21 protein-coding genes are annotated in these 21,766 nt (G+C 40.6%); 15 read left to right on the top strand and 6 right to left on the bottom strand.

Annotation, left to right across the window (positions count from 1 at the left end; genetic code table 11):
• Positions 1-10: 10 nt before the first annotated feature.
• The 5 genes from nikA to BTA34_RS15995 all read left to right on the top strand — a co-directional run bounded on the left by nikA (position 11) and on the right by BTA34_RS15995 (position 5,025).
• On the top strand, positions 11-1,585 hold the full coding sequence (gene nikA, locus BTA34_RS16015; RefSeq protein ID WP_151436405.1) for a nickel ABC transporter substrate-binding protein: 1,575 nt from the start codon (positions 11-13) through the stop codon (positions 1,583-1,585).
• A gap of 71 nt (positions 1,586-1,656) precedes the next feature.
• Positions 1,657-2,583 carry a nickel/cobalt ABC transporter permease gene (gene opp1B, locus BTA34_RS16010; protein ID WP_151436404.1) on the top strand — a complete coding sequence of 309 codons (927 nt, stop codon included), beginning with the start codon at positions 1,657-1,659 and terminating at the stop codon, positions 2,581-2,583.
• Between the two features lie 2 nt (positions 2,584-2,585).
• On the top strand, positions 2,586-3,455 hold the full coding sequence (gene opp1C / locus BTA34_RS16005; RefSeq protein WP_151436789.1) for a nickel/cobalt ABC transporter permease: 870 nt from the start codon (positions 2,586-2,588) through the stop codon (positions 3,453-3,455).
• A complete protein-coding gene (locus tag BTA34_RS16000) occupies positions 3,433-4,248 on the top strand; it encodes an ABC transporter ATP-binding protein (protein ID WP_151436403.1) in 816 nt (271 codons plus the stop codon). Before opp1C ends, BTA34_RS16000 begins: the two co-directional genes overlap by 23 nt.
• A 24-nt stretch (positions 4,249-4,272) precedes the next feature.
• Entirely contained in the window at positions 4,273-5,025 is a 753-nt protein-coding gene (locus BTA34_RS15995) for an ABC transporter ATP-binding protein (protein ID WP_151436402.1), read from the top strand.
• A gap of 58 nt (positions 5,026-5,083) precedes the next feature.
• Here BTA34_RS15995 and BTA34_RS15990 read toward each other — a convergent pair whose 3' ends face one another.
• Positions 5,084-5,512 carry a hypothetical protein gene (locus BTA34_RS15990; RefSeq protein ID WP_151436401.1) on the bottom strand — a complete coding sequence of 143 codons (429 nt, stop codon included), beginning with the start codon at positions 5,510-5,512 and terminating at the stop codon, positions 5,084-5,086.
• Positions 5,513-5,952: 440 nt separating this feature from the next.
• Between BTA34_RS15990 and BTA34_RS15985 the strand changes: the two genes are divergently transcribed.
• From BTA34_RS15985 to BTA34_RS15945, 9 genes are all read left to right on the top strand, one after another.
• Positions 5,953-7,539, top strand: a complete 1,587-nt coding sequence (locus BTA34_RS15985; RefSeq protein ID WP_151436400.1) for an FGGY-family carbohydrate kinase — start codon at positions 5,953-5,955, stop codon at positions 7,537-7,539.
• Between the two features lie 50 nt (positions 7,540-7,589).
• Positions 7,590-9,236, top strand: coding sequence for a signal transduction protein (locus tag BTA34_RS15980; protein ID WP_151436399.1), 1,647 nt, complete (start codon positions 7,590-7,592; stop codon positions 9,234-9,236).
• A 10-nt stretch (positions 9,237-9,246) separates the two neighbouring features.
• A complete protein-coding gene (locus BTA34_RS15975; RefSeq protein WP_151436398.1) occupies positions 9,247-10,176 on the top strand; it encodes a dihydrodipicolinate synthase family protein in 930 nt (309 codons plus the stop codon).
• A 22-nt stretch (positions 10,177-10,198) separates the two neighbouring features.
• On the top strand, positions 10,199-11,251 hold the full coding sequence (locus BTA34_RS15970) for a sialidase family protein (RefSeq protein ID WP_151436397.1): 1,053 nt from the start codon (positions 10,199-10,201) through the stop codon (positions 11,249-11,251).
• Positions 11,252-11,271: 20 nt separating this feature from the next.
• The gene (locus tag BTA34_RS15965) at positions 11,272-12,246 is read left to right on the top strand and encodes a tripartite tricarboxylate transporter substrate binding protein (RefSeq protein WP_265576115.1); all 975 of its coding nucleotides are present in this window, start codon (positions 11,272-11,274) and stop codon (positions 12,244-12,246) included.
• Between the two features lie 55 nt (positions 12,247-12,301).
• Complete coding sequence (locus BTA34_RS15960) at positions 12,302-12,763, top strand: tripartite tricarboxylate transporter TctB family protein (RefSeq protein WP_151436395.1); 462 nt, start codon at positions 12,302-12,304, stop codon at positions 12,761-12,763.
• Positions 12,764-12,783: 20 nt separating this feature from the next.
• The gene (locus BTA34_RS15955; RefSeq protein WP_151436394.1) at positions 12,784-14,304 is read left to right on the top strand and encodes a tripartite tricarboxylate transporter permease; all 1,521 of its coding nucleotides are present in this window, start codon (positions 12,784-12,786) and stop codon (positions 14,302-14,304) included.
• A gap of 54 nt (positions 14,305-14,358) precedes the next feature.
• A complete protein-coding gene (locus BTA34_RS15950) occupies positions 14,359-15,363 on the top strand; it encodes a LacI family DNA-binding transcriptional regulator (protein ID WP_151436393.1) in 1,005 nt (334 codons plus the stop codon).
• A gap of 254 nt (positions 15,364-15,617) precedes the next feature.
• A complete protein-coding gene (locus tag BTA34_RS15945) occupies positions 15,618-16,208 on the top strand; it encodes a DUF4291 domain-containing protein (protein WP_151436392.1) in 591 nt (196 codons plus the stop codon).
• A gap of 50 nt (positions 16,209-16,258) precedes the next feature.
• Here BTA34_RS15945 and metF read toward each other — a convergent pair whose 3' ends face one another.
• On the bottom strand, positions 16,259-17,158 hold the full coding sequence (gene metF, locus BTA34_RS15940) for a methylenetetrahydrofolate reductase (protein WP_151436391.1): 900 nt from the start codon (positions 17,156-17,158) through the stop codon (positions 16,259-16,261).
• A gap of 277 nt (positions 17,159-17,435) precedes the next feature.
• On the opposite strand from metF, the gene BTA34_RS15935 reads away from it, so the two are divergent.
• Positions 17,436-17,789 carry a DUF488 domain-containing protein gene (locus BTA34_RS15935; protein ID WP_151436390.1) on the top strand — a complete coding sequence of 118 codons (354 nt, stop codon included), beginning with the start codon at positions 17,436-17,438 and terminating at the stop codon, positions 17,787-17,789.
• Between the two features lie 122 nt (positions 17,790-17,911).
• Here the strand turns inward: BTA34_RS15935 and glpD are convergent, their stop codons facing one another.
• From glpD to glpE, 4 genes are all read right to left on the bottom strand, one after another.
• Positions 17,912-19,405, bottom strand: coding sequence for a glycerol-3-phosphate dehydrogenase (gene glpD / locus BTA34_RS15930; protein ID WP_151436389.1), 1,494 nt, complete (start codon positions 19,403-19,405; stop codon positions 17,912-17,914).
• A 309-nt stretch (positions 19,406-19,714) separates the two neighbouring features.
• Positions 19,715-20,473 (bottom strand): DeoR/GlpR family transcriptional regulator, encoded by a 759-nt coding sequence (locus tag BTA34_RS15925; RefSeq protein WP_006534541.1) that lies wholly within the window; start codon positions 20,471-20,473, stop codon positions 19,715-19,717.
• A 38-nt stretch (positions 20,474-20,511) separates the two neighbouring features.
• Positions 20,512-21,351, bottom strand: coding sequence for a rhomboid family intramembrane serine protease GlpG (glpG, locus tag BTA34_RS15920; protein WP_151436388.1), 840 nt, complete (start codon positions 21,349-21,351; stop codon positions 20,512-20,514).
• 19 nt (positions 21,352-21,370) lie between these two features.
• Entirely contained in the window at positions 21,371-21,697 is a 327-nt protein-coding gene (gene glpE, locus BTA34_RS15915; protein WP_151436387.1) for a thiosulfate sulfurtransferase GlpE, read from the bottom strand.
• Positions 21,698-21,766: the final 69 nt, after the last annotated feature.

The raw sequence follows: 21,766 nt of genomic DNA, 5'->3' as shown, positions 1-21,766 counted from the left end.
GGAGAATAACGTGAAGCCCTTATTTTCAGTGTTCCCAACCTTATTATTAACACTTGCATGTGCTTTCCCCGCATTAGCAGATAAAAGTAATAATATGTTGGATTATGCCAGTACAAAAGACATTCGTGATATTAACCCGCATCTCTACTCTGGTGAGATGGCGGCACAAAACATGGTATTTGAATCCCTTGTATTAAATACCGAAAAAGGCGTTGCACCTTATTTAGCGGAGCGTTGGGATATTTCTCCTGATGGAAAGAGCTACACTTTCTTTTTACGTCATGATGTGACTTTTAGCGATGGTGAACCCTTTAATGCTAAAGCAGTAAAATTAAATATTGAAGCGGTACTAGACAACTATGAACGTCATGCGTGGTTAGAGTTAGTTCGTCAGATTGATAACGTTGAAATTGTTGATGAATTCACGGTTAAATTAAATCTAAAAAATCCTTATTACCCAACATTAACCGAATTAGGTTTAACTCGCCCATTCCGCTTTATTTCGCCAAATTCTTTTATTAATGGCAAAACCAAAACGGGTGTTGCCAACTATATTGGTACAGGGCCTTGGGTATTAACTGAGCATAAAAAAGACCAATATGCTCAGTTTAAAGTTAATCCAAATTATTGGGGAGAGAAGCCCGTATTAAATGGTGTGATGTGGCGAGTGATCCCCGATAGACAAACCATGTTACTTTCTCTACAAAAAGGGGATATTCAGCTTATTTTTGGTGCAGATGGCGACATGTTAGATATGGATTCATTTGAAGCTCTTATGGCGTCAGATAAATTCAAAACTGAAATGAGCGCACCGATCGCTTCTCGTGCGATTGTGCTTAATAGTAGCCGTGCAATGACATCCAGCCAAAAAATTCGCCAAGCATTACAATATGCGGTTGATAAAGAAGGGATTGCACAAGGTATTTTAGCGGGTAGTGAAAAAGTTGCTGATACTTTAATGGCGCGCAGTGTGCCTTACTGTGATTTTGCTTCCCCAACTTATGCTTATCAACCAACAAAAGCGATTGAGCTATTAGAAGCAGAGGGCTGGGTATTACCAAAAGGTAAGGCTATCCGCGAGAAACAAGGTGAGAAATTACAGTTATTGCTCTCTTATAATGTGAATAATGCCGTCGAGAAAGAGATAGCCGAGCTTATTCAAGATGACTTTAAAAAGATTGGTGTCGGTTTAACAATTTTAGGCGAAGAAAAACAAGCCTATTTAGATAGACAAAAAAATGGTGATTTTGATTTACAATATTCACTCTCATGGGGAACACCTTACGATCCAGCTTCTTTTGTTTCATCCTTTAGAATACCGGCTCACGCAGATTACCAAGGGCAAAAAGGGTTGGCAAATAAAGCCCAATTGGATGCCATGATTGGCGAGTTATTAATTACCCCTAATGAAGCACGTCGTCAGGAACTCTATAAAACCTTGTTTACCTCATTAGCGGAGCAAGCTGTGTATATTCCGTTAACTTATTCACGTACTAAGGCAATTCATCGTAGTGAATTAGAAAACGTAGGTTTTAATCCATCACAATATGAAATACCGTTTGAAAAGATGCGCTTTAAGCCTTAATTAATGCATCAATAAGAGTAACCAAAATAAGTGAGGCACGTATTATCAATGTGCTTCACTGACCAAATCTTATGCTACGTTATATATTTTGGAGAGTGCTGGCGATATTTCCGCTGGCGCTGATCATTTCATTTATTGCCTTTATTCTGTTGGAATTAGCGCCGTCTGATCCTGCGGAAGTTGCGCTACGCGTCAATGAAATAGTACCAACACCCGAAGCTATTGAAGGTATGCGCCATGAATTAGGGTTAGATAAGCCTTTTTTTACGCGTTACTTTTTGTGGTTAATGGCAGGTTTACAACTCGATTTTGGTACTTCTTTTCTTACGAGAACCCCTGTTATTCAAGAGATGTTACGGGCATTACCGCCAACACTTTGGCTGGCCTCTACCGCGCTATTCTTTATTATTATTCTGACACTTCCTTTAGCATTATGGTGCGTGGCTAAACCTCAAAGTGTTGCAGATAAATGTATCCGTTTCATCGTGTTTATTTTAACGGCTATTCCTAATTATTGGTTAGGATTGCTATTAATTTGGGGCGTCGCTGTTTATTTAGATTGGTTGCCTGTCAGCGGAATGTTGTCGCCTCAGTCTGTTATTTTGCCTGCTCTGGCTCTCTCTTTAGGGTATATCGGCACTTATTTACGGCTATTACGCGGTGCGATGTTAAATCAATGGCATCAGCCTTATGTCTTTTATGCCAAAGCGCGTGGATTACCCGATAATCTTATTTTACGTCGTCATATTTTACGTAATTCGCTGTATTCCAGTTTAACGGCATTGGGGATGAGTATTCCGAAGCTTATTGCGGGTACGGTAGTGATTGAGAATATTTTTGCTTGGCCGGGAATAGGGCGACTATGTATCAGTGCTATATTTGGTCGTGATTATCCGATGATACAAGCTTATATTTTATTGATGTCACTGTTATTTCTCTTTTTTAATTTTCTGATGGACGTCATTCAAATGATGGCTGATCCACGGTTAAGGAGATAATGATGTGGCGGCTTTTTTGGCAACGACTCGGAAAAGATAAAAGCGCCCAACTGTGTTTATTGGTGATGATAATTGTGGTTATTGCCGGAATATTCGCCCCTTGGTTGGCACCGCATGATCCCACATTAACTTCGATACGTTTGAAATTTAAACCCATAAGCTTTGATTACCCGTTAGGTACGGATAATTTAGGGCGCTGTATCTTTTCAAGGTTATTGTTTGGTATAAGAACAACGGTATTTTATGCTTTATTAGCCATGAGTGTGACATTAATGGTTGGTTGGTTAATGGGAATGTTAGCCGGATTTTTCCATGGCAAGACAGATACATTAATTATGCGTTTATGTGATGTGGTTTTGTCATTTCCCGCAGAAATTATGATCTTAGCGCTAGTGGGAATAATGGGACCGGGTATTGGTAATATCTTAATTGCCGTTATTTTAGTGAAATGGGCATGGTACGCCAGAATGATCAGAGGGGTTGTTCGCCAATATTCCCATCGTAATTACATTGCATACGCGCAGGTCATTGGCGCTCCTTCTCGTCATATTTTACGGCGTCATTTATTACCCGTCACCTTTGCTGAAACTATTGTTTTAGCATCAACGGATATTGGTAGTGTTATTTTAATGATCTCGGCACTCTCTTTTTTAGGGTTAGGTGTACAACCACCAACGCCAGAATGGGGAAATATGCTTAGTGAAGCAAAAAATGTCATGGTATTACATCCAGAACAAATGTTACCCGCAGGGATTGCTATCACGATTGTTGTTACTGCATTTAATTTTTGGGGTGATTTCTTACGTGATGTGTTTGATCCAGATAATCGTCAGTCAGTAGGAGAAAAGCATGAACAACTTACTGACGCTTGAGCGTGTTTCTATTATTCATCAAGAAAGCGGAAAAAAACTGGTTGATGATATCTCTTTCTCGATAAAGCAAGGGCGTACATTAGCGATTGTAGGCGAAAGCGGCAGTGGCAAAAGTTTGATTAGTAAAGCCATTATGGGATTGTTACCTGAACAATTAGCCATGTCAGGGGAGATTTTTTTGAATGGGAAGAAAATCAGTCATGAGACGCTTTCTCAACGTAGAGCTTTATTGGGGACATCTTTAGGTGTGATTGTGCAAAATGGCATGAGTGCTTTTGATCCTCTGATGAGAATAGGAAAGCAATTTTGCCAAACGTTAATCTACCATTTTTCCTATTCTAAAAAGCGCGCCATAGAAGAAACTGAGCTGGCATTATCTCATGTGTTTCCTGATCAATTTCAATCTGTTATGCAAAAATTTCCTCACCAATTAAGTGGTGGGCAATTACAACGTGTGATGATTGCGATTGCACTTGCCTTATCACCGAAATTATTAATTGCAGATGAACCGACAACGGCACTTGATGCACCTCTTCGCCAAGATATTTTAAAACTGCTACAGCATATCGTCACAACTCATCATTCAACACTGATTTTTATTTCTCATGACTTAGGGATAGTCAATAAAATTGCTGACGATATATTAGTGATGCAAAAAGGAAAAATGGTTGAATGTGGCGAGAAAACAACCGTTTTATCGCATCCAACACAAGAATATACGCGTTATTTAATTAAGGCACGCCAACAGCTTTCATTACGTTTCGAGCAATTGATTAATCAAAAAATGGGTTAATATCAGCATAATAAAAGAGGGTTTATGTTATTAAACGTTGAGAATATCAGTAAGTATTATACTCAAAAAAATAACACACTATTTGGTGAAAAAGTGAAGGTTATCGACTCACTCTCTTTTAATATTCATTCGAGTGAAGCTTTTGGTTTAGTGGGTGAAAGTGGCAGTGGTAAAAGTACCTTAGCGCGTTTAATTTGTGGATTAGAGTTACCTGATAGCGGGGCTATTTTTTTAAATAAGAAGCCTGTTACCAAACGGCTTCATCTCCAAGGTATAATCAGTATTGTTTTTCAAGATTATATGACCTCGGTTAATCCGACATTAACGGTAGGAGAAATTATTGCGGAGCCGATTAAAATCGTTAATCCAAGTATTAGCACTCAAGCATTGAAAACACTTATTTTTGCTTTTTTAGATAAAGTAGAATTACCTAGAAGCTGTTATACACGTTATATATTTGAGCTTTCTGGAGGGCAGGCTCAAAGAGTATGTTTATGTCGCGCATTAGCCTCTTATCCAAAGCTTATTGTATTAGACGAAGCGCTTAGCTCTTTAGATATTCCCACTCAAGTTCAAATATTAGATTTATTAAAACAGTTAAAAGAAGAATTTACACTCTCTTATCTTTTTATTAGTCATGATATTCAAACGGTGGCTTATTTCTGCGATAAAGTGATGTTCTTTTTACAAGGTAAAAATATTGAATTGTGTGAGATAAATAACCTAGGTAAAGTCACGCAGGATTATTCAAAAAAATTAATTCAATCCGTTATTTAATCAATAAGCGGTAATAAAAAAGCAGCAATAAAATATTGCTGCTTTTTATTGGCAAAAATTAAAGATTATTCATTAAATGTTCTTGAACTGCTTTTGCATCGTTTGCAGCATTGAAATCAATACCAAAGTTTAGCGTGCCATCTTTGAGTTCAACACGACGAGGTGTTGCTTTAGAGCAGGTAATATTCTGTATTTTTTCTTTTACCGTTTCTTGTGCTATTTTCGAGCTTTCACAAGTATTAATTACGCCTTTTAATCCTTCGCTACAATAACTATCAACACCTGTTGTTTTTAAATCATCAGCAGTAAATGCCGACCAATCAAAAGCCACTTTTATATTGGCATCACAGCTTTTATTTAAATCGACAACACGAGATTGAATATTATCTTCAAATTTTTGTTGTAATTCTTTTTCAGCTAATGTTGCTGAGAAGGCACAAGAGGAAATAAGAAGTAGGGAAAGACTAATAGTAATATTTTTCAACATAATTAAATGCTCCAAAAAAGAATATATAAGTTTAAATTAACTTATTAAAAATAAAGTAATAGAGCGTTATAGCAATAGGAATATTATTGTTTTTCTTTATTTCATTATTTTTTAAATAATATCTCTCATTATTAGTGAGATATCTTTTTATCAAAGGGTATTTATTATCGAAATAATCCTATTTTTATAAGTGCTTTTACTTATTTTATTAATTAAATGTTCGTTAGTTTTATAACGAACATAATCGATTCAGTACATCATATCAATAACGCATAAAGCCAAATAAATAAATTATCAATAAAATCATAACATTAAGTTATCTATGTAGATCTGCATCACAAACCAATCTTATTGTGATTGTTTTTTCGTCATGCTCGAATTAACTTGCTAACTCGAAGTAGCAAAAATTAGCATAGCGTTAGCAAATGATGAGGGTTCGCATGGAACAACAATATTTTATTGGCGTTGATGTTGGCTCAGCCAGTGTCCGTGCAGCGGTATTTGATAGCAATGGAAAGCGTTTGGGCTTTTCTGTCCGCCCTATTGCTCAATTCCGCCCAAAAACGGATTTCGTTGAGCAATCATCTACCGATATTTGGCAGCAAGTTTGCACTACTGTAAAAGAGTCGGTGGCGTTATCTGCTATTGATCCTATCCATGTGAAATCTATTGGTTTTGATGCCACTTGTTCTTTAGTTGCAGTGGGTAAAGACGGTAAAGGGCTTTCTGTTTCACCAAGCGGTAAAGCGGAGCAAGATATCATCATGTGGATGGATCACCGTGCTGTACAAGAAACGGTCACCATCAATCTGACCAATGATCCTTCACTGCGATATGTCGGTGGTGAAGTGAGTATTGAAATGGAGTTGCCAAAAATTCTATGGCTAAAAAATCATTATCCAGAGCGTTATCAAAACGTATGGCGATTCTTTGATTTAGCTGATTTTTTAGTTTGGAAAGCAACATCAGGAGATGTAGCAAGTACCTGTACATTAACCTGTAAATGGAACTATTTAGCACATCAGGGACAATTTAGTGAGAGCTTATTAGCCGATGTCGGTTTGGATGAATTATTAGAAAAAGTACCACAAACCATCCTTGCGTTAGGTGAACAAGCCGGTTGCTTAGATGAGTCGGTTGCCAACGCGTTTGGCTTGCACACGGGTGTCATTGTTGCTTCTGGCATTATTGACGCACATGCGGGTGGCTTGGCATTAACGGCATCACAACCTGAAGGCAGTTTGGCAATTATCAGTGGTACGTCTAACTGCCATATGATCGTAAGTCAATATCCCATTATGGTGCCGGGTGTTTGGGGACCTTACTTTGGCGCGATGTTACCCGAATTATGGCTAAATGAAGGCGGTCAAAGTGCTGCGGGTGCGTTAGTCGAGTGGTCTATTCGTCGTCATGAATCATGGGCTGAATTAGAACAAGAAGCGAATGAAAAAGGGGTGAATTACTACGCCTTATTAAATGAAGCTGTCGCTGAATTGGAAGAAACAGAACAATATCCAACTGCACAGTTTCATGTGTTAGCTGATCACCATGGTAATCGCTCTCCGCGCGCCAATCCCGCAGCCAAAGGCATGGTAAGCGGATTAACGCTGGAAAGTGGCCGTGTTGCCTTAGCGCGTTATTACCTTGCGACACTGCAATCTATTGCTTATGGCACACGCCATATTATCGACACACTTGAAGATGCGGGACATCAAATCAATCGTATTGTGATGTGTGGTGGTGCAACGAAAAATCCATTGTGGCTACGCGAATATGCCAATGCGACAGGTCGTGAAATCCATTTAGCGCAAGAAGAAGATGCGGTGAATTTAGGGGCCGCATTATTAGGTGCCGTAGCATGTAAAGCCTTTGATGATTTCTCTAGCGCTGCCAGCGCAATGGTGCGAGAAGGTGGCATTATCACGCCAGATAGCAGCACGTTTGCCTTCCATCAGGCTAAATATCAAGTTTATTTGCAGATGTATCAAGATCAGCAACGTTATAACGAAATGATGTCAGATTGCTGACTACTAATTTTTCCGATTATGAACCGAGTTTACCTTACCAGGGATATCTTATGTTGAACTTAAATCTACCAAAATTACCGACAACCATCACCGCAGGTCAAAAAGAGATCCTGATGGTTACCAACGCAGACTTACGAGAGCCTGCAAACGTAACATGCTGGCCTGTACAGAAAAAATTTGAGGATAAACTGGCTGTAGCATTAGAAGCTCTAGGTTACAAAATGAAGCGCGCTCATGAGATTAATGAAGCTCGCGGTCATGGTTTTATCAGCAGTCAGCGCGAAGGTTGCGATATGTTTGCCGCAATCGATCCTGATGCGCCAGTGATTGTGTTATTAACCGCATGGCAATATTCACACCATATTGCCTCTTCTTTAGCACACCATCGTGGCCCTATTTTACTGCTGGCTAACTTTGATGGTACATGGCCGGGTCTGGTGGGCATGTTGTGTTTAGCGGGTACGATGACCAGTTTAGGTAAAAATTATTCACGTTTATGGTCAGAAGCGTTTGATGATGAATTCTTTGTAGATGGTTTAGCTACTTGGTTAAAATATGGTTATGTAAATCATAAGCTTAACTATCTTACAGATATTGCGCCAACACACAGGGTAATGGCGACAGAAGCCGGCGAAGTGGGTCGTAAAGTCGGCGAATACATAATTAAAAATAAAGAAATAATAGGTTTGTTCGATACATTCTGTATGGGAATGATTAACGGGGTCTTCCCACAACAGGCCATGATCAATATTGGTATGCCAATTGAATCCCTTTCTCAATCTGCGTTACTGGTCGAAATGGCGAAAGTACCGACAGAATTAAGAGAGGCATGTTTACAGTGGTACGAAGATAACGGGATGACGTTTATGTTTGGTCAAGATGACAAAACTGAACTCACTCGTGAACAAGTGATGGAGCAGTGCGCCATGATGATTGCAATGGCGCGTTTCGTAAAACGTTTTGGTTTAACTGCGGTGGGTGTGCAATATCAGCAGGGCTTAAAAGATTGTTGCCCTGCGTCTGATTTTGCTGAAGGGGCGATTGGTTCAACCGCGCGCTTCCCTCTGCCAGATGAAAACGGCGAGATAATCTGCCCTAACACGCCAATTCCTTGTATCAACGAAGTGGATATGGGTACGGCGATTCCTCAAACGATGTTATGGCGTTTATTAACATCATTAGGATTACCTGCTGAAACCACACTGCATGATATTCGTTGGGGTAGTGAGTATGAAGGAACATTCTACTGGGATATGGAAATTTCAGGCTCTGTTCCTTTTGAACACCTCAAAGGTGGGCTAAAAGGTGCAACAGGTTATCGCCAGCCTCCGATGTTCTTCCCTAAAGGAGGTTCAACTATCGCAGGCCAAGGCAAGGCAGGGCGCTTGTTATGGGGTCGTGCACACTATGAAGGCACTGATGTGATTATGCATATCGGTACGGGTGTGGCGGTAGAATTACCTGAAGCAGAATTTGAACGTCGCCGTAGAGCAACTAACTACGAATGGCCATTATTAAACTGTACGTTAGATGGCGTAACTCGTGATGACCTTATGGCGGGACATCAAAGTAACCACATTACTGTGGCTTATGTCGATGAAGATAAATTGGCGTTTGTGCTAAAAGCATTCGTTGCCCAAGCATTGACTCAAGGTATCCAAGTGAAAGTGGCAGGTGATGCCATTAACTTACTGTAAGGAATTGATGATGAGTCAGCAAAAATACGTCGGTATTTGGCCTGTTATGCTAACCCCTTTTGATGCCAAAGGGGAGATTGATTGGGCGTCATTAGAGCGTCTTGTAGATTGGTATATCGATTCTGGTGTACATGGGCTATTTGCCGCCTGTCAATCAAGCGAAATGTTTTATTTAAGTGATGAAGAAACGCAAGCACTTACCCGTTTTATCGTTGAAAAAGCAGATGGAAGAGTACCTGTAGTTGCTTCTGGTCATACTGCAACCGCATTAAGTCAGCAACAAGAACAATTGCAGGCAATGGCGGGTACAGGCGTCGATGGCGTCATTATGATCAGTAATCGCTTGGCTCTAGTCGGGGAGTCGGATGATAAAGCGCTGGAAACACTACAAGTCTTAACCAATGTGGTACCAAAAGAGATTGATTTGGGTATCTATGAATGCCCTTATCCTTACAAACGCTTGTTATCTGAAGAGATTGTAGAGTGGTGCGCACAAAGTAATCGCTTTACCTTTATCAAAGATACGTGCTGTTCTCTTCCGATGATAGAACGTCGTTTGGCATTATCAAAAGGAACTCGTTTGCACTTAGCTAATGCGAACAGCCAAACGCTATTAGCGTCATTCCAAGCAGGGTGTCAGGCATATAGTGGTGTTATGGCAAACTTCCATCCAGAGCTTTATGTTTGGCTTTATGAGAATTGGAAAGATAAACCAGAGCAGGCTGCGGTGTTAGCAGATTATTTATCAACAGCAGCGATGACCGAAACACTGGATTATCCAGCATGCGCTAAATATCATCAGCGTCTGATTGGTAATTTCAGCACACTGGTCTGCCGTTCCCGCAACAGCAGTCAGTTTGAAAACTCATTTTTCCCTTCTGCCGTCAATAGCATGACTGCACTGGGTGAGAATATGAAAAAGTGGCTTTCGTTAGATTAATTTAGGACACAGGAGTAGGAATATGCCTTTCGTGATGAAGGAAACTCAGTTTGTGCTTGATAATGCGCATTCACTTTTTAATCACTGCCATGCTTCAACGATTGTGCGTGTGCCTAATTCTGAGCGTTTGTTAACCGCTTTTTTCGCTGGTGATAAAGAAGGTAGCGGTAATACCGCTATCTGGCTAGTGATGAAAGAGGTTGATCATTGGCAACACGCTCAACCTGTTGTTAAAAATCCGGGTGTTGCGCACTGGAATCCAGTTTTACATGTTGACCCATCAACAGGTAATATCTGGCTGTTTTATAAAACGGGTCCCGACGTACATAGTTGGACGACCCAATACGTTATCTCGAAGGATGGCGGAAATAGCTGGAGTTTACCGAGTGAATTGGTTTCTGGTGATGTAGCACCTAGAGGTCCTGTGAAAAATAAAGTGTTAGTGATGTCGAATGGCGAGTGGTTGGCACCAGGATCGGTTGAGGATGACCAATTCTGGGATGCGTTTGTCGATATATCGAGTGACAACGGTCAACACTGGTTGCGAGTGGATATTCCAATTGAACACCATAAAGGTGAACAGGCGGAACATGAAATCTGGCAGGGTTTAAAGGACGATGCCTTATGGGAGACTGATCTACAACGCGTTTTTCAATGGGATGGCGTGATACAGCCAACACTATGGGAATCCCGGCCTGGGCATGTGCATGCCATGATGCGGAGTACGCGCGGTACAATTTATCGTAGCGATTCAACGGATTATGGGCGCAGTTGGTGTCCAGCTTATGCAACAATATTACCAAATAATAATAGCGGCATTGATGTCGTCTCCTTCGCAGATGGTCAACTGGCATTGGTGTATAACCCGAATTCAGGTAACTGGAGCCGTCGTTATCCCATCTCTGTCAGTCTTTCATCCGATAATGGCAGTACTTGGTCTGAACCATTCGATTTACTCGATGGGGAAGGCGAATTTTCATATCCGGCGATTATTGCTGAAAACAATACCCTACACGTTACCTTTACTTGGAATCGAAAAAACATTGTTTATCAGCAATTAATGGCTACTCAATAAAAATGTGGAGAAAGGGTTTTATGAAAAAGAGTCTACTCGCAGCGTTGGCGATTACGATGACACTGGGCATGGGGAATGCAGTCGCCCAACAGTTAACGTATCCTACAAAAAATATTGACGTAATTATCCCGAAAAATCCGGGCGGAGGTACTGATACTTCTGCACGTACTATTGCCGAATTTGCTAAAGATATCATGCCGGCGGGTCGTATTTTTGTTCCAATCAATAAACCAACCGGTAATGGTTTAACCGGTCTGATTGAAGTCGCTAATGCGCGTCCAGATGGCACAAAATTAGTCATGACAACGGTTGAATTGGCAATGTTCCCTCACCAAGGGAAATCGCCAGTGACTTATAAAGACTTTACTCCGATTGCCACGACGATTGCAGATCCTGTTGTATTAGTCGTCAATGCTAATTCACCTTATAAAACACTACAAGATTTTGTGGATGGTGCAAAAGCGAATCCAGGAAAATTGAAAATTGGTAACTCCGGTATGGGCGCTATTTTCCATCTTGCAGGTGTGAATATTGAACGTACTACAGGAACTAAATTTAACCATATTCCTTATAACGAAGGTACAGGTCCCTCAATCGCAGCTTTATTAGGTGATCATATTGATGGCGTATTAACTACACCCGGCGCAGTAAAATCACACGTTGATGGTGGCTTATTACGTGTTCTAGGTGTGATGGACGAACGTCGTTTCCCTCTTATTCCAGAAGTACCAACATTCAAAGAAGCACTGAAGTTAGATACCAATGTGAAAATGCGTGCTTGGGCTGTATTAGCAACAACAGCGGGTGTACCTGATAACGTGAAAAATGAGTTAGTCGGTGCATTCTCTGAAGTAGTTCAAAAACCGGCTTACCAAGAAGCGTTGAAAAAACAAGGTATTATGCCTGTGTTTATCACAGGTGATGATGCTTACCAAATGATGAAAGAAGACCACGAAATGTACGCTGAGCTCATCGCGGCGACACTGAAGAAATAATAGTGATACCACCCTGTCCGTTTAGGCGGATAGGGTTGGTCAGGGAGATCCCGACATGACAAAAAGTAATACCATCATCGGTGCGATTTCAGTAGTTTTTGGGCTACTTATTATCTACCTCTCCCGTGATATGAGCATATTTGACGAGTATGGTGTACCTGGGGAGCGTTTTTGGCCCTATGGTTTAGCTATCTTGTTTATTTTACTGGGGATTTTTCAGTGGATCAGTGTAATTATAGATAAAGCAAAACACGTCCACCGCTCTGTTGATTTAAGTTCGACGGCTGTTAAACGGGCTTATGGTTTAGGATTTTTATTAATATTCTACGCAGTAGGCTTATATTTCTTAGGATTCATTATTTCATCATTGCTCCTTATCCCAATCATTATGTGGTTGATGAATGAACGCAAAAAGATCTCACTTATCGTGGTTCCTATTGCGATTGTGGTGATGTCGTATCTTTTCTTTGAACTCCTGTTCAATTCACCTCTACCAATCCCTGTTTTTCTTGAGTAACGCAGGAAAGGAGCTTTGATATGGAAATATTAGATGCATTTATGATTGTTTTCAGTTTGGAAACATTCACAGTACTACTGTTAGGGGTATTCGCAGGTATTGTTATCGGTGCATTACCTGGTTTAACAGTCAATATGGGAATTGCATTGCTACTCCCATTAACATACTCCTTTCAAGGAATGACAGGGATATTATTGTTATTAGGAATGTATTGTGGTGCCGTTTATGGTGGCTCCATTACTGCGATACTGATTAGTACGCCGGGTACTCCCGCTTCTGCTGCAACGGTGTTGGATGGTTATCCAATGGCGAAAAGAGGCGAAGCAGGGCGAGCACTGGGTTTATCCACCATGGGTTCTATGTTCGGGGGGATATTTAGTACGATTGCTCTGATTGTAATTGCACCTCAGTTGGCTAAAGTTGCAATAGGTTTCTCTGCCGCTGAGTATTTTGCACTCGCTGTATTTGGCATAAGTATTATTACCAGTGTATCATCGCAATCGATTATCAAAGGATTAATGGGCGGTGCAATTGGGTTAGCTATCGCAACAGTTGGTCTTGATCCGATGACATCGGGTATGCGATTTACTTTTGATACTGTGTACTTAATGGGCGGGATCTCCTTTATTCCGATCCTCGTTGGTTTGTTTGCTTTCTCTCAAGGTTTAATTAGCTTTGAAGAAGATTACCGTGAACGCCGTCAAAAGAACCCAGAAGGAAAAGTGAGTGCGCGTATTCACCGTGTATTACCAACATGGTTAGATTTTAAACGCGTATTACCGACGTACTTACGTTCATCAGCGATTGGTACTGGTGTGGGCGTCATTCCCGGTGTAGGTGGCGATATCTCTTCATTTATTTCTTATAATGAAGCGAAGCGTTGGTCAAAACACCCTGAAGAGTTCGGCCATGGTTCACCAGAAGGCGTTTCTGCACCAGAAGCGGGTGCTAACGCAGTAACGGGTGGGTGTATGGTGCCATTAATGACCTTAGGTATTCCGGGTGATGGTGCGACTGCCATTATTATGGGTGCGTTTATGGTGCAAGGGTTGGCATTAGGACCTCAGCTCTTTACGGATAACCCCGTTGAAGTCAACAGCATTTTTATTGGCTTAATGGTTGCGAATATTTTAATGGGCATTTTAGGTTTCTTATGTATGAAACTTTTTGTCCGAGTGATGGATGTTCCGCGTCGCGTATTAGTGCCTATCATCTTTGTATTGTGTAGCATTGGGGCTTATTCTGTTAACCACGATATTCGCGATGTGTTTATCATGATGGGAACGGGGCTTCTTGCTTATATATTGATTAAGCTAGATTTCTCCATGTCACCAATAGTCATTGGTATCATTTTAGGGCCAATGGCGGAATCTAACTTACGTCGAGCATTAACAATGTCTCAAGGTGATTTATCGGTTCTGTATACACGCCCAATTACCGCGACATTCTTAGGCATTGCAATACTGACGTTGATCCTACCCATTATTGGACCTTCGTTAAAATCAATGTGGAAGAAATACCGAGCTAAGCCTGCTCAGTAAAGGTTAACTGGCCCTCATCATTAAGATGAGGGCAATATCAATGATGGAATATTAATGGCAAAAACAGTTGAACAGATTGCAAATGACCTGAATTTGTCTATTACCACAGTCAGATTGGTATTAAATGGCAAAGGTGATCAATACCGGATCAGCGCAAAAACACAAAAGAAGATAGCAGACTATGTTGAGGTGTTTGGTTATACCGTCAATCATGCAGCTAGAAGCCTAAAGCTTAATAAAACAGATACCTACGGATTGGTTATCCCTCGCCTTTCTAACCCATTCTTTGCCGCTTTGGCTGAAAAATTAGAGATGCATTGTCACCAAATTGGTTGCCAGCTAACGATTAGCTGTACCTATGGTGATATCAAAAATGAAAATAAGCTAGTTAAATCAATGGACGAGCGCAATGTTGATGGCATTTTTATTGTTTCATCAAGTCGAAAAAATCAGCTACACCATGTTAAGCATCGCCAAAAACCATTGGTTTTTTTAGATAGAGATTTCTCTGTCAGTGACGCTATTTGTGTCGCTTCAGATAACTGTGACAGTGGCGCTCAGCTAACAAGAGCGATGATAAAGCAAGATGTGCCAATCCACTTTTTTGCGGGTGATGCATTATTACCAACGATTGCCGCTCGTTTACGCGGTTATGTGCAAGCCATCAAAGGGCATTATGGTGATGATAACCGTGTCACGGTCTCTTATGCTGAACATAATACGACCAAAGATGGTGAGCAGATGATGAAACAGTATCTGGAGCAACATCAGCAAATTCCCTCTCATTTTATTGCTTCATCATTGCCTATCCTTGAAGGTTTATTGAGTGTTATCCGTCAACGTGAAGGAAGTATTCCTGCTCATCTTCATATTGGCACATTCGATGATCATGTAATGCTGAGTTTTTTACCGAATAATGTGTGGTCAATGAAGCAGGATGAAGCATTATTAGTAGAAAAAGCCTTTGAAATCATGACAGCAAAGATAGCTGGCACTACAGTAAAATCCCCTGCATTAATAAAAACACAGCTTATCGAGCGCCTAATTTCTACCCAGTGAGTCAATTAAATCGCTTATTCGCCTCACTTTGTGAGTAGATTAGGCTTTCTATTCGCCTCATTGCGGTATAAATAAACCACAATCGCGACATGAGTCTGTTTATTTTATTGTTATTCTTTTTTTCAGTTTCGCGAGAGCGCGCTACGCTAGTCAGTGTCTTAACAAAAAGAACGGCTCTTGATTATCAGTAGGTAGAGGCTCATAATTTAAGCGGATAGTTCCATTTTATTAATATAAAAGGATATTAAAGAAAGATGAACGATGATGTTGACCGATGTCCTGAGTGCGAAGTAAGGGCATATTATACGGATGATTTTGTTCGTGTTTACCAAGCCTATTCTAATACTATTGCTCAGAGCGCAGTCGCAAACGGAACTTTTGTTTCGCCCCCTTTTAGTATGACCCGCATGACGTGGGTAAAACCTTCCTTTCTTTGGATGATGTACCGTTCTGGCTGGGGACGCAAAGATGCTAATCAAGCGTCTATTCTTGCGGTTGATATTACACATGAAGGTTTTCAAGAAATGCTGACACAAGGTGTTGTGAGTCATTTTGACCCAGACCGTTACACCAGTGCAGACGCGTGGAAAGAAGCGACGGAAACCAGTAATATCCGCATTCAGTGGGATCCTGAACGTGATATTTATCTTAATCGACTCAACTATCGCACTATTCAAATTGGCTTGCGTAATCAAGCCGTTGAGAAATATTGCAAAGAGTGGATTGTGAATATTACGGATATTACCGATAAGGTACATAAAATAGATGCTTGTATTGCTAATGGTGATCTCGACACCGCATACAGCCTATTACCAGTAGAAAAACCTTATCACTTTGGTGAGTAACTCATCAAAATGTCACCCCGCTTAATTGGCGGGGTAATCGTAAGATAGGATCAAGCTTGCACCAGCTCAGGGCGAACACCTAACGTATGGCAAATAGCATAGGTTAACTCTGAACGATTAAGTGTATAAAAGTGAAAATCTTTTACCCCTTCACGGCTTAAAATCTTCACCATATCAATGGCAATAGAAGCACCGACTAGACTACGGGTTTCAGGATCGTTATCTAATCCATCAAACATTTTATGCATCCAACCCGGAATTTTCACATTGGTTAAACCAGCAAAGCGTTTTAGCTGCTTAAAATTAGTGACAGGTAAAATTCCTGGCACAATTTCAACATCAATACCGGTTGAAACGCAGCGGTCACGAAAACGTAAATAACTTTCGACATCAAAGAAAAATTGGGTGATCGCGCGATTTGCTCCGGCATCAACTTTTCTTTTTAAGTTAATTAAATCTGCTTGCGCACTTTTTGCTTCGGGATGCACCTCAGGATAAGCCGCAACAGAGATATCAAAATCACCCACGTCTTTGAGTAAATGCACTAAATCGGTGGCATACATATCGGGTTTTTGGGTGTTATTGGGTAAATCGCCTCGTAATGCCACAATATGGCGAATACCACTTTGCCAATAATCTTGTGCGATATGCTGTAACTCTTCACGGCTAGCATCAATACAGGTTAAATGAGGAGCCGCTTCTAGCCCTGTGCGCTCTTTAATGCCTTTAATAATGGAGTGTGTTCTATCACGCTCACCTGAATTTGCACCATAAGTGACAGAGACAAAGCTCGGTTTTAAGGTATTTAAACGCGCAAGAGATTGCCAAAGAGTGTTTTCCATCTCCTCAGTTTGAGGTGGAAAAAATTCAAAGGAAACGTCGATCTGACCATCAAGTTCAGCAAGATTTTGGTTTAGCGCTTCATGTTGGCTTGCGTGATAAAAGCTCATACCTGTACCTCATCAATCGTGTCACTGTGTTGTTATTTTTATTAAGTATCACTACTTATTTGTCCATCTAACCATTTAGACGTCTAGATGTAGATTCTATTAATTAGGTTATTTAGTCAACAACTATTCACCCATTTTTGATGAGGATAATTCAGTCACAATAAGAGAAAAATTCATGTTGTAAGACGCAATAATGAGAATAGTGAGCGCATTACCTGATAAGTTGGGTGATTTTTCTTCTACAATAAAATGAACTCACTAATTGATGGGAGGCGAAATGATCACTTGTAAACGTGTTTATGGTGATAAAGACGGAGTGCATGAAGGTTATCGCGTATTAGTCGATAGATTGTGGCCGAGAGGCGTAAAAAAGACAGAATTTCATTATGATGAGTGGAATAAAGACGTTGCGCCTTCGACTGAATTACGAAAATGGTTTCATGGGGGAGGTGGTGATTTTGCTGAGTTTACTCAACGTTACCTTCAAGAATTAATGTCTGCACCAGAACATTGGCAATCGCTTGTTGCGATAGCAAAAGAGAAACCTTTGGTATTACTTTATTCAGGAAAAGATGAGCAACAAAACAATGCTACCGTATTAAAGGCTTTTCTAGAAAAACAGCTTAACTAGCTGTTAATTAAAATGTTTTATGGTTTTGATATAAAAAAGCAAAAAAAAGTGGCGCGGTATTAGGCGCCACAAAAATTGCTAATAAAAACATCGAACAGAGCCAGAGAATAGTATGACTACTCTTATGAATTTTGAGTATTAGCCGCTAACCATTGGGCAATACGTTGTTTTTGTTCGTCATTTAGCCACATGCCGAGTTTAGTACGACGCCAAATAGCATCATCAACTTCGATAACCCATTCTTGTTTCACTAAATAACGTAATTCTGCTTCATACAGGTTATGACCGAAGTTTTCGCCCATGCCCGCTAAATCAGTAATGCCTTCAAGCAGTAATTCCGTGTTGCTACCATAAGTACGTGCAAAACGTAATGCCAGCGCTTCTGGTAACCAAGGGTGACGTTGGCGAATTAAACGTGAATAACCATCACGATCACAACCTTCTAAATTACCGCCTGGTAATTGACCATTTTTAGTCCATGCTTTACCCATGTTAGGGAAGTAAGCAGTGAGCTTATCAACAGCGTGTTCGCCTAATTTACGATAAGTCGTTAATTTACCACCAAATACGGATAACAGAGGTGTTTGACCATTATCATCGTGAACATCTAAGGTGTAATCACGGGTAATTGCTTGTGGTGAATCTGATTCGTCGTCACATAATGGACGCACACCAGAGTAATTCCAAACCACATCTTCTTTGGTTAATTGCTTTTTAAAGTGATCGTTATAGACTTTCAGTAAATACTGAACTTCGTTGTCATCAATCGCGACATCTTTAGGATCGCCTTTATATTCAACATCCGTCGTACCGATGATGGAGAACTCATCCATCCAAGGAATAACGAAGACAATACGGTTATCTTCGTTTTGTAAAATATAAGCTTGTGGTTCGTTATGAGCGCGAGGAATAACAATATGGCTACCTTTAATTAAACGGATACCATAAGGTGATTTCAGTTTTAAGCCTTCATCAAACAGTGTTTTAACCCAAGGGCCAGCCGCATTGACAAGTGCTTTTGATTGATAGAGCGATGTTTCACCAGTACGTAAATCCTGTGCTTCTACCATCCATAAATTATTTTCACGCCAAGCACGAGTAACTTTAGTTCGTGTGCGTACTTCACCGCCACGACGAACGATTTCTTGTGCGTTGAGTACCACTAAACGTGCATCATCAACCCAACAGTCTGAATATTCAAAACCGCGTGTTAATTCTGGTTTTAAAACAGAGTTTGCACCAAATTTAATGCCTTTACTGCTTGGTAGGCTGACACGTTTTCCTAAATGATCATAAAGGAATAGACCAATACGGATCATCCACGCTGGGCGTAAATGTGGTTGGTGTGGCAGGCGGAAACGCATTGGAAATGCAATATGTGGTGCTAAGCGTAATAACACTTCACGCTCTGCCAGAGCTTCGCTGACTAAGCGAAACTCGTAGTGTTCTAGATAACGTAAACCACCATGAATAAGTTTAGAGCTTGCGGAAGATGTCGCACTTGCTAAGTCTTGAGCTTCCAGCATAAGTACTGAAAGGCCTCGGCCAGCTGCATCCGCCGCAATTCCAGCGCCGTTTATTCCGCCGCCGATGACAATCAAGTCTTGAGTTTTCATAACATCCTCCTACGAATGCGCGAAACAATTCTTTAATGTTCGTTTTCGCTCATAATTGTAATGAAGTTTGATGAAAATGCCAACTATATAACTGATAAAAAACATAACCGCGTGATATGGGTAACAATTTATTATCATATCCACATGTTTTGTGGGCTTATTAAAAATAAGCAACATTGTTAATGTATTAATAAAAAAAGAGCAGGAATGGATTAAAAAGAGAGTAAATAGAATGAGTTAGTCAGCATTTAGTAGAAAAAAGGCGAAAAAAAAGTACCTGATAAGGTACTTTTTGAGGATTTTATTTAATTAACATAATTCGAGTTGAACGTTGTGCTGCTCAACAATTTTTTGGATCCCTGCTGGCGGTTCTTGATCGGTAAATAAGTAATCGATCAGATTCATATTACCTAAATTCACCATCGCATTACGACCAAACTTAGAATGGTCAGTCACCAACATTACACAGCGTGAATTTTCGATAATTGCGCGTTTAGTGCGAACTTCATGGTAATCAAACTCAAGTAGAGAACCATCCATATCAATACCGCTTATCCCTAAAATACCGTAATCAAGACGGAATTGAGAGATAAAATCCAGTGTGGCTTCACCGACAATGCCGCCATCTCGTGTACGCACTTCACCACCCGCCAGAATTAAGCGAAAGTCTTCTTTGCCCATCAGTAACGTTGCCACATTGAGGTTGTTGGTCACGATACGTAGGTTTTTGTGGTTAATTAATGCATGTGCGACAGCTTCAGGTGTTGTGCCGATATCAATAAACAGTGTTGCACCATCAGGAATTAAGCTTGCGACTCGTTGTGCGATACGTGATTTTTCATCAGACCACATAATTTTACGATCATGGTAAGCGGTATTCACGGAGCTTGAAGGTAATGCCGCGCCACCGTGGTGACGTTGGATTTTGTTCTTTTCCGCTAATTCATTTAAATCACGTCGGATTGTCTGTGGGCTGACTTCAAAATGCTCCACCAATTCTTCAGTGCTGACATAGCCTTGTAGGCGTACCAGTTCAATGATGGCATCATGTCGTTGCGTTTGCTTCACAGGTATCCCCTAATGTTAAAAATATCATGTTAATTTTATTATGATCTACGAGATAATTGATGTCGATTATCCCACAAAGCCATCAATAAGCCGATAAGCAAGCCTGCAAAATGTGCAGTATTTCCGATAGAGTCACCTAAAACGCCCATATAACCCGCAACAATCCACAAAATCGAAAAGACGAGTAAGCCTGTTGGAGCGCCTATTCCCTTTTTGGGGTTATATATTCCGGTTAAGCCTACATAGCCAATTAATGCGTAAACAACACCAGAAAGCCCCCCAAAGTTGGAGTTTGTAAACAGTGATTGCGCCCAATTACTAAAGAGTGCAGAAACGAGCATAATGACAAATAACTTACCCGTGCCTAATCGCTGCTCTGTTTGACTTGCGAGATACCACCACATGGCAAGGTTAAAGGCGATATGCATTAGTGAGAAGTGAACAAACGCAGGGGTGATATAGCGCCAAACTTCAAAGTTCAGGCTCTCGTTATAAGGCCATGCTAGATGGAGCATAACGTCATAATCGCCGACCGCTTGTTGCCAAATAAAAATTAGGACACATAAAATGACTACCAGTACCGTTAATGGTCCTGATCGTTGCACCATATTTTTTATTGAAAAAGCGGGGCGATATTTGATACCAGTATTTTTCGGATCACCAGTTTGCCAACTTGCGGCTTGGTAACGTGGGTGAAAAGGCTCACGTAAAAAAGTATTTAGTTCTTTTTCAACCACATCCAACTGATGTTGGTCTTCTAACCAAAGTGAGATCTGCTGATTTTCATTTTTTGCGTGAATTCTCACGCCTTTTGTTGCCATGTAATTGACAAACAAATCAGCTGCTTGAGGGTTAGAAAGCGTAATAATGTGGATCATTAATAAAACTCATCTGTAGTTATTGCAGAGAAGTTGTCGCTTGTGGAAACTCTCTTAGCCATGCTTCAAAACCACCGTTAACACTATAAACGGTTTCAAAGCCCATATTGACCAGATATTGAGCTGCGCCTTGGCTGCTATGGCCGTGATAACACATCACCATAACTGGCACATCAAAATCAGCATCTTGTAAAAATGTGTTTAGCGTATCATTGGTGAGATGAAATGCGCCGGTAGCATGACCCATGCGATAACTCTGAGGATCTCTAACATCAACTAATATCGCCGATTGAGATGTCCAGAATTGATAGGCTTGTTCAATGCTGAGAAATTGAAACTTATCCATAATTGTCTTATTTATTATATTGTTAATTGGTTTATTTGTTCTGAGCGAGAGAACGATACATTTATCATA

The organism is Proteus sp. CD3, from assembly GCF_008808075.1.
Classification (GTDB): domain Bacteria; phylum Pseudomonadota; class Gammaproteobacteria; order Enterobacterales; family Enterobacteriaceae; genus Proteus; species Proteus appendicitidis.
Note: the sequence above shows the minus strand (reverse complement) of the source record. Positions and strands in the feature narration are given on the sequence as shown.

Coding starts and splice junctions, on each gene's coding strand:
- opp1B (WP_151436404.1), top strand. CDS start 1,657: ATGCTACGTTATATATTTTGGAGAGTGCTGGCGATATTTCCGCTGGCG.
- opp1C (WP_151436789.1), top strand. CDS start 2,586: ATGTGGCGGCTTTTTTGGCAACGACTCGGAAAAGATAAAAGCGCCCAA.
- BTA34_RS16000 (WP_151436403.1), top strand. CDS start 3,433: ATGAACAACTTACTGACGCTTGAGCGTGTTTCTATTATTCATCAAGAA.
- BTA34_RS15995 (WP_151436402.1), top strand. CDS start 4,273: ATGTTATTAAACGTTGAGAATATCAGTAAGTATTATACTCAAAAAAAT.
- BTA34_RS15990 (WP_151436401.1), bottom strand. CDS start 5,512: ATGTTGAAAAATATTACTATTAGTCTTTCCCTACTTCTTATTTCCTCT.
- BTA34_RS15985 (WP_151436400.1), top strand. CDS start 5,953: ATGGAACAACAATATTTTATTGGCGTTGATGTTGGCTCAGCCAGTGTC.
- BTA34_RS15980 (WP_151436399.1), top strand. CDS start 7,590: ATGTTGAACTTAAATCTACCAAAATTACCGACAACCATCACCGCAGGT.
- BTA34_RS15975 (WP_151436398.1), top strand. CDS start 9,247: ATGAGTCAGCAAAAATACGTCGGTATTTGGCCTGTTATGCTAACCCCT.
- BTA34_RS15970 (WP_151436397.1), top strand. CDS start 10,199: ATGCCTTTCGTGATGAAGGAAACTCAGTTTGTGCTTGATAATGCGCAT.
- BTA34_RS15965 (WP_265576115.1), top strand. CDS start 11,272: ATGAAAAAGAGTCTACTCGCAGCGTTGGCGATTACGATGACACTGGGC.
- BTA34_RS15960 (WP_151436395.1), top strand. CDS start 12,302: ATGACAAAAAGTAATACCATCATCGGTGCGATTTCAGTAGTTTTTGGG.
- BTA34_RS15955 (WP_151436394.1), top strand. CDS start 12,784: ATGGAAATATTAGATGCATTTATGATTGTTTTCAGTTTGGAAACATTC.
- BTA34_RS15950 (WP_151436393.1), top strand. CDS start 14,359: ATGGCAAAAACAGTTGAACAGATTGCAAATGACCTGAATTTGTCTATT.
- BTA34_RS15945 (WP_151436392.1), top strand. CDS start 15,618: ATGAACGATGATGTTGACCGATGTCCTGAGTGCGAAGTAAGGGCATAT.
- metF (WP_151436391.1), bottom strand. CDS start 17,158: ATGAGCTTTTATCACGCAAGCCAACATGAAGCGCTAAACCAAAATCTT.
- BTA34_RS15935 (WP_151436390.1), top strand. CDS start 17,436: ATGATCACTTGTAAACGTGTTTATGGTGATAAAGACGGAGTGCATGAA.
- glpD (WP_151436389.1), bottom strand. CDS start 19,405: ATGAAAACTCAAGACTTGATTGTCATCGGCGGCGGAATAAACGGCGCT.
- glpG (WP_151436388.1), bottom strand. CDS start 21,351: ATGATCCACATTATTACGCTTTCTAACCCTCAAGCAGCTGATTTGTTT.
- glpE (WP_151436387.1), bottom strand. CDS start 21,697: ATGGATAAGTTTCAATTTCTCAGCATTGAACAAGCCTATCAATTCTGG.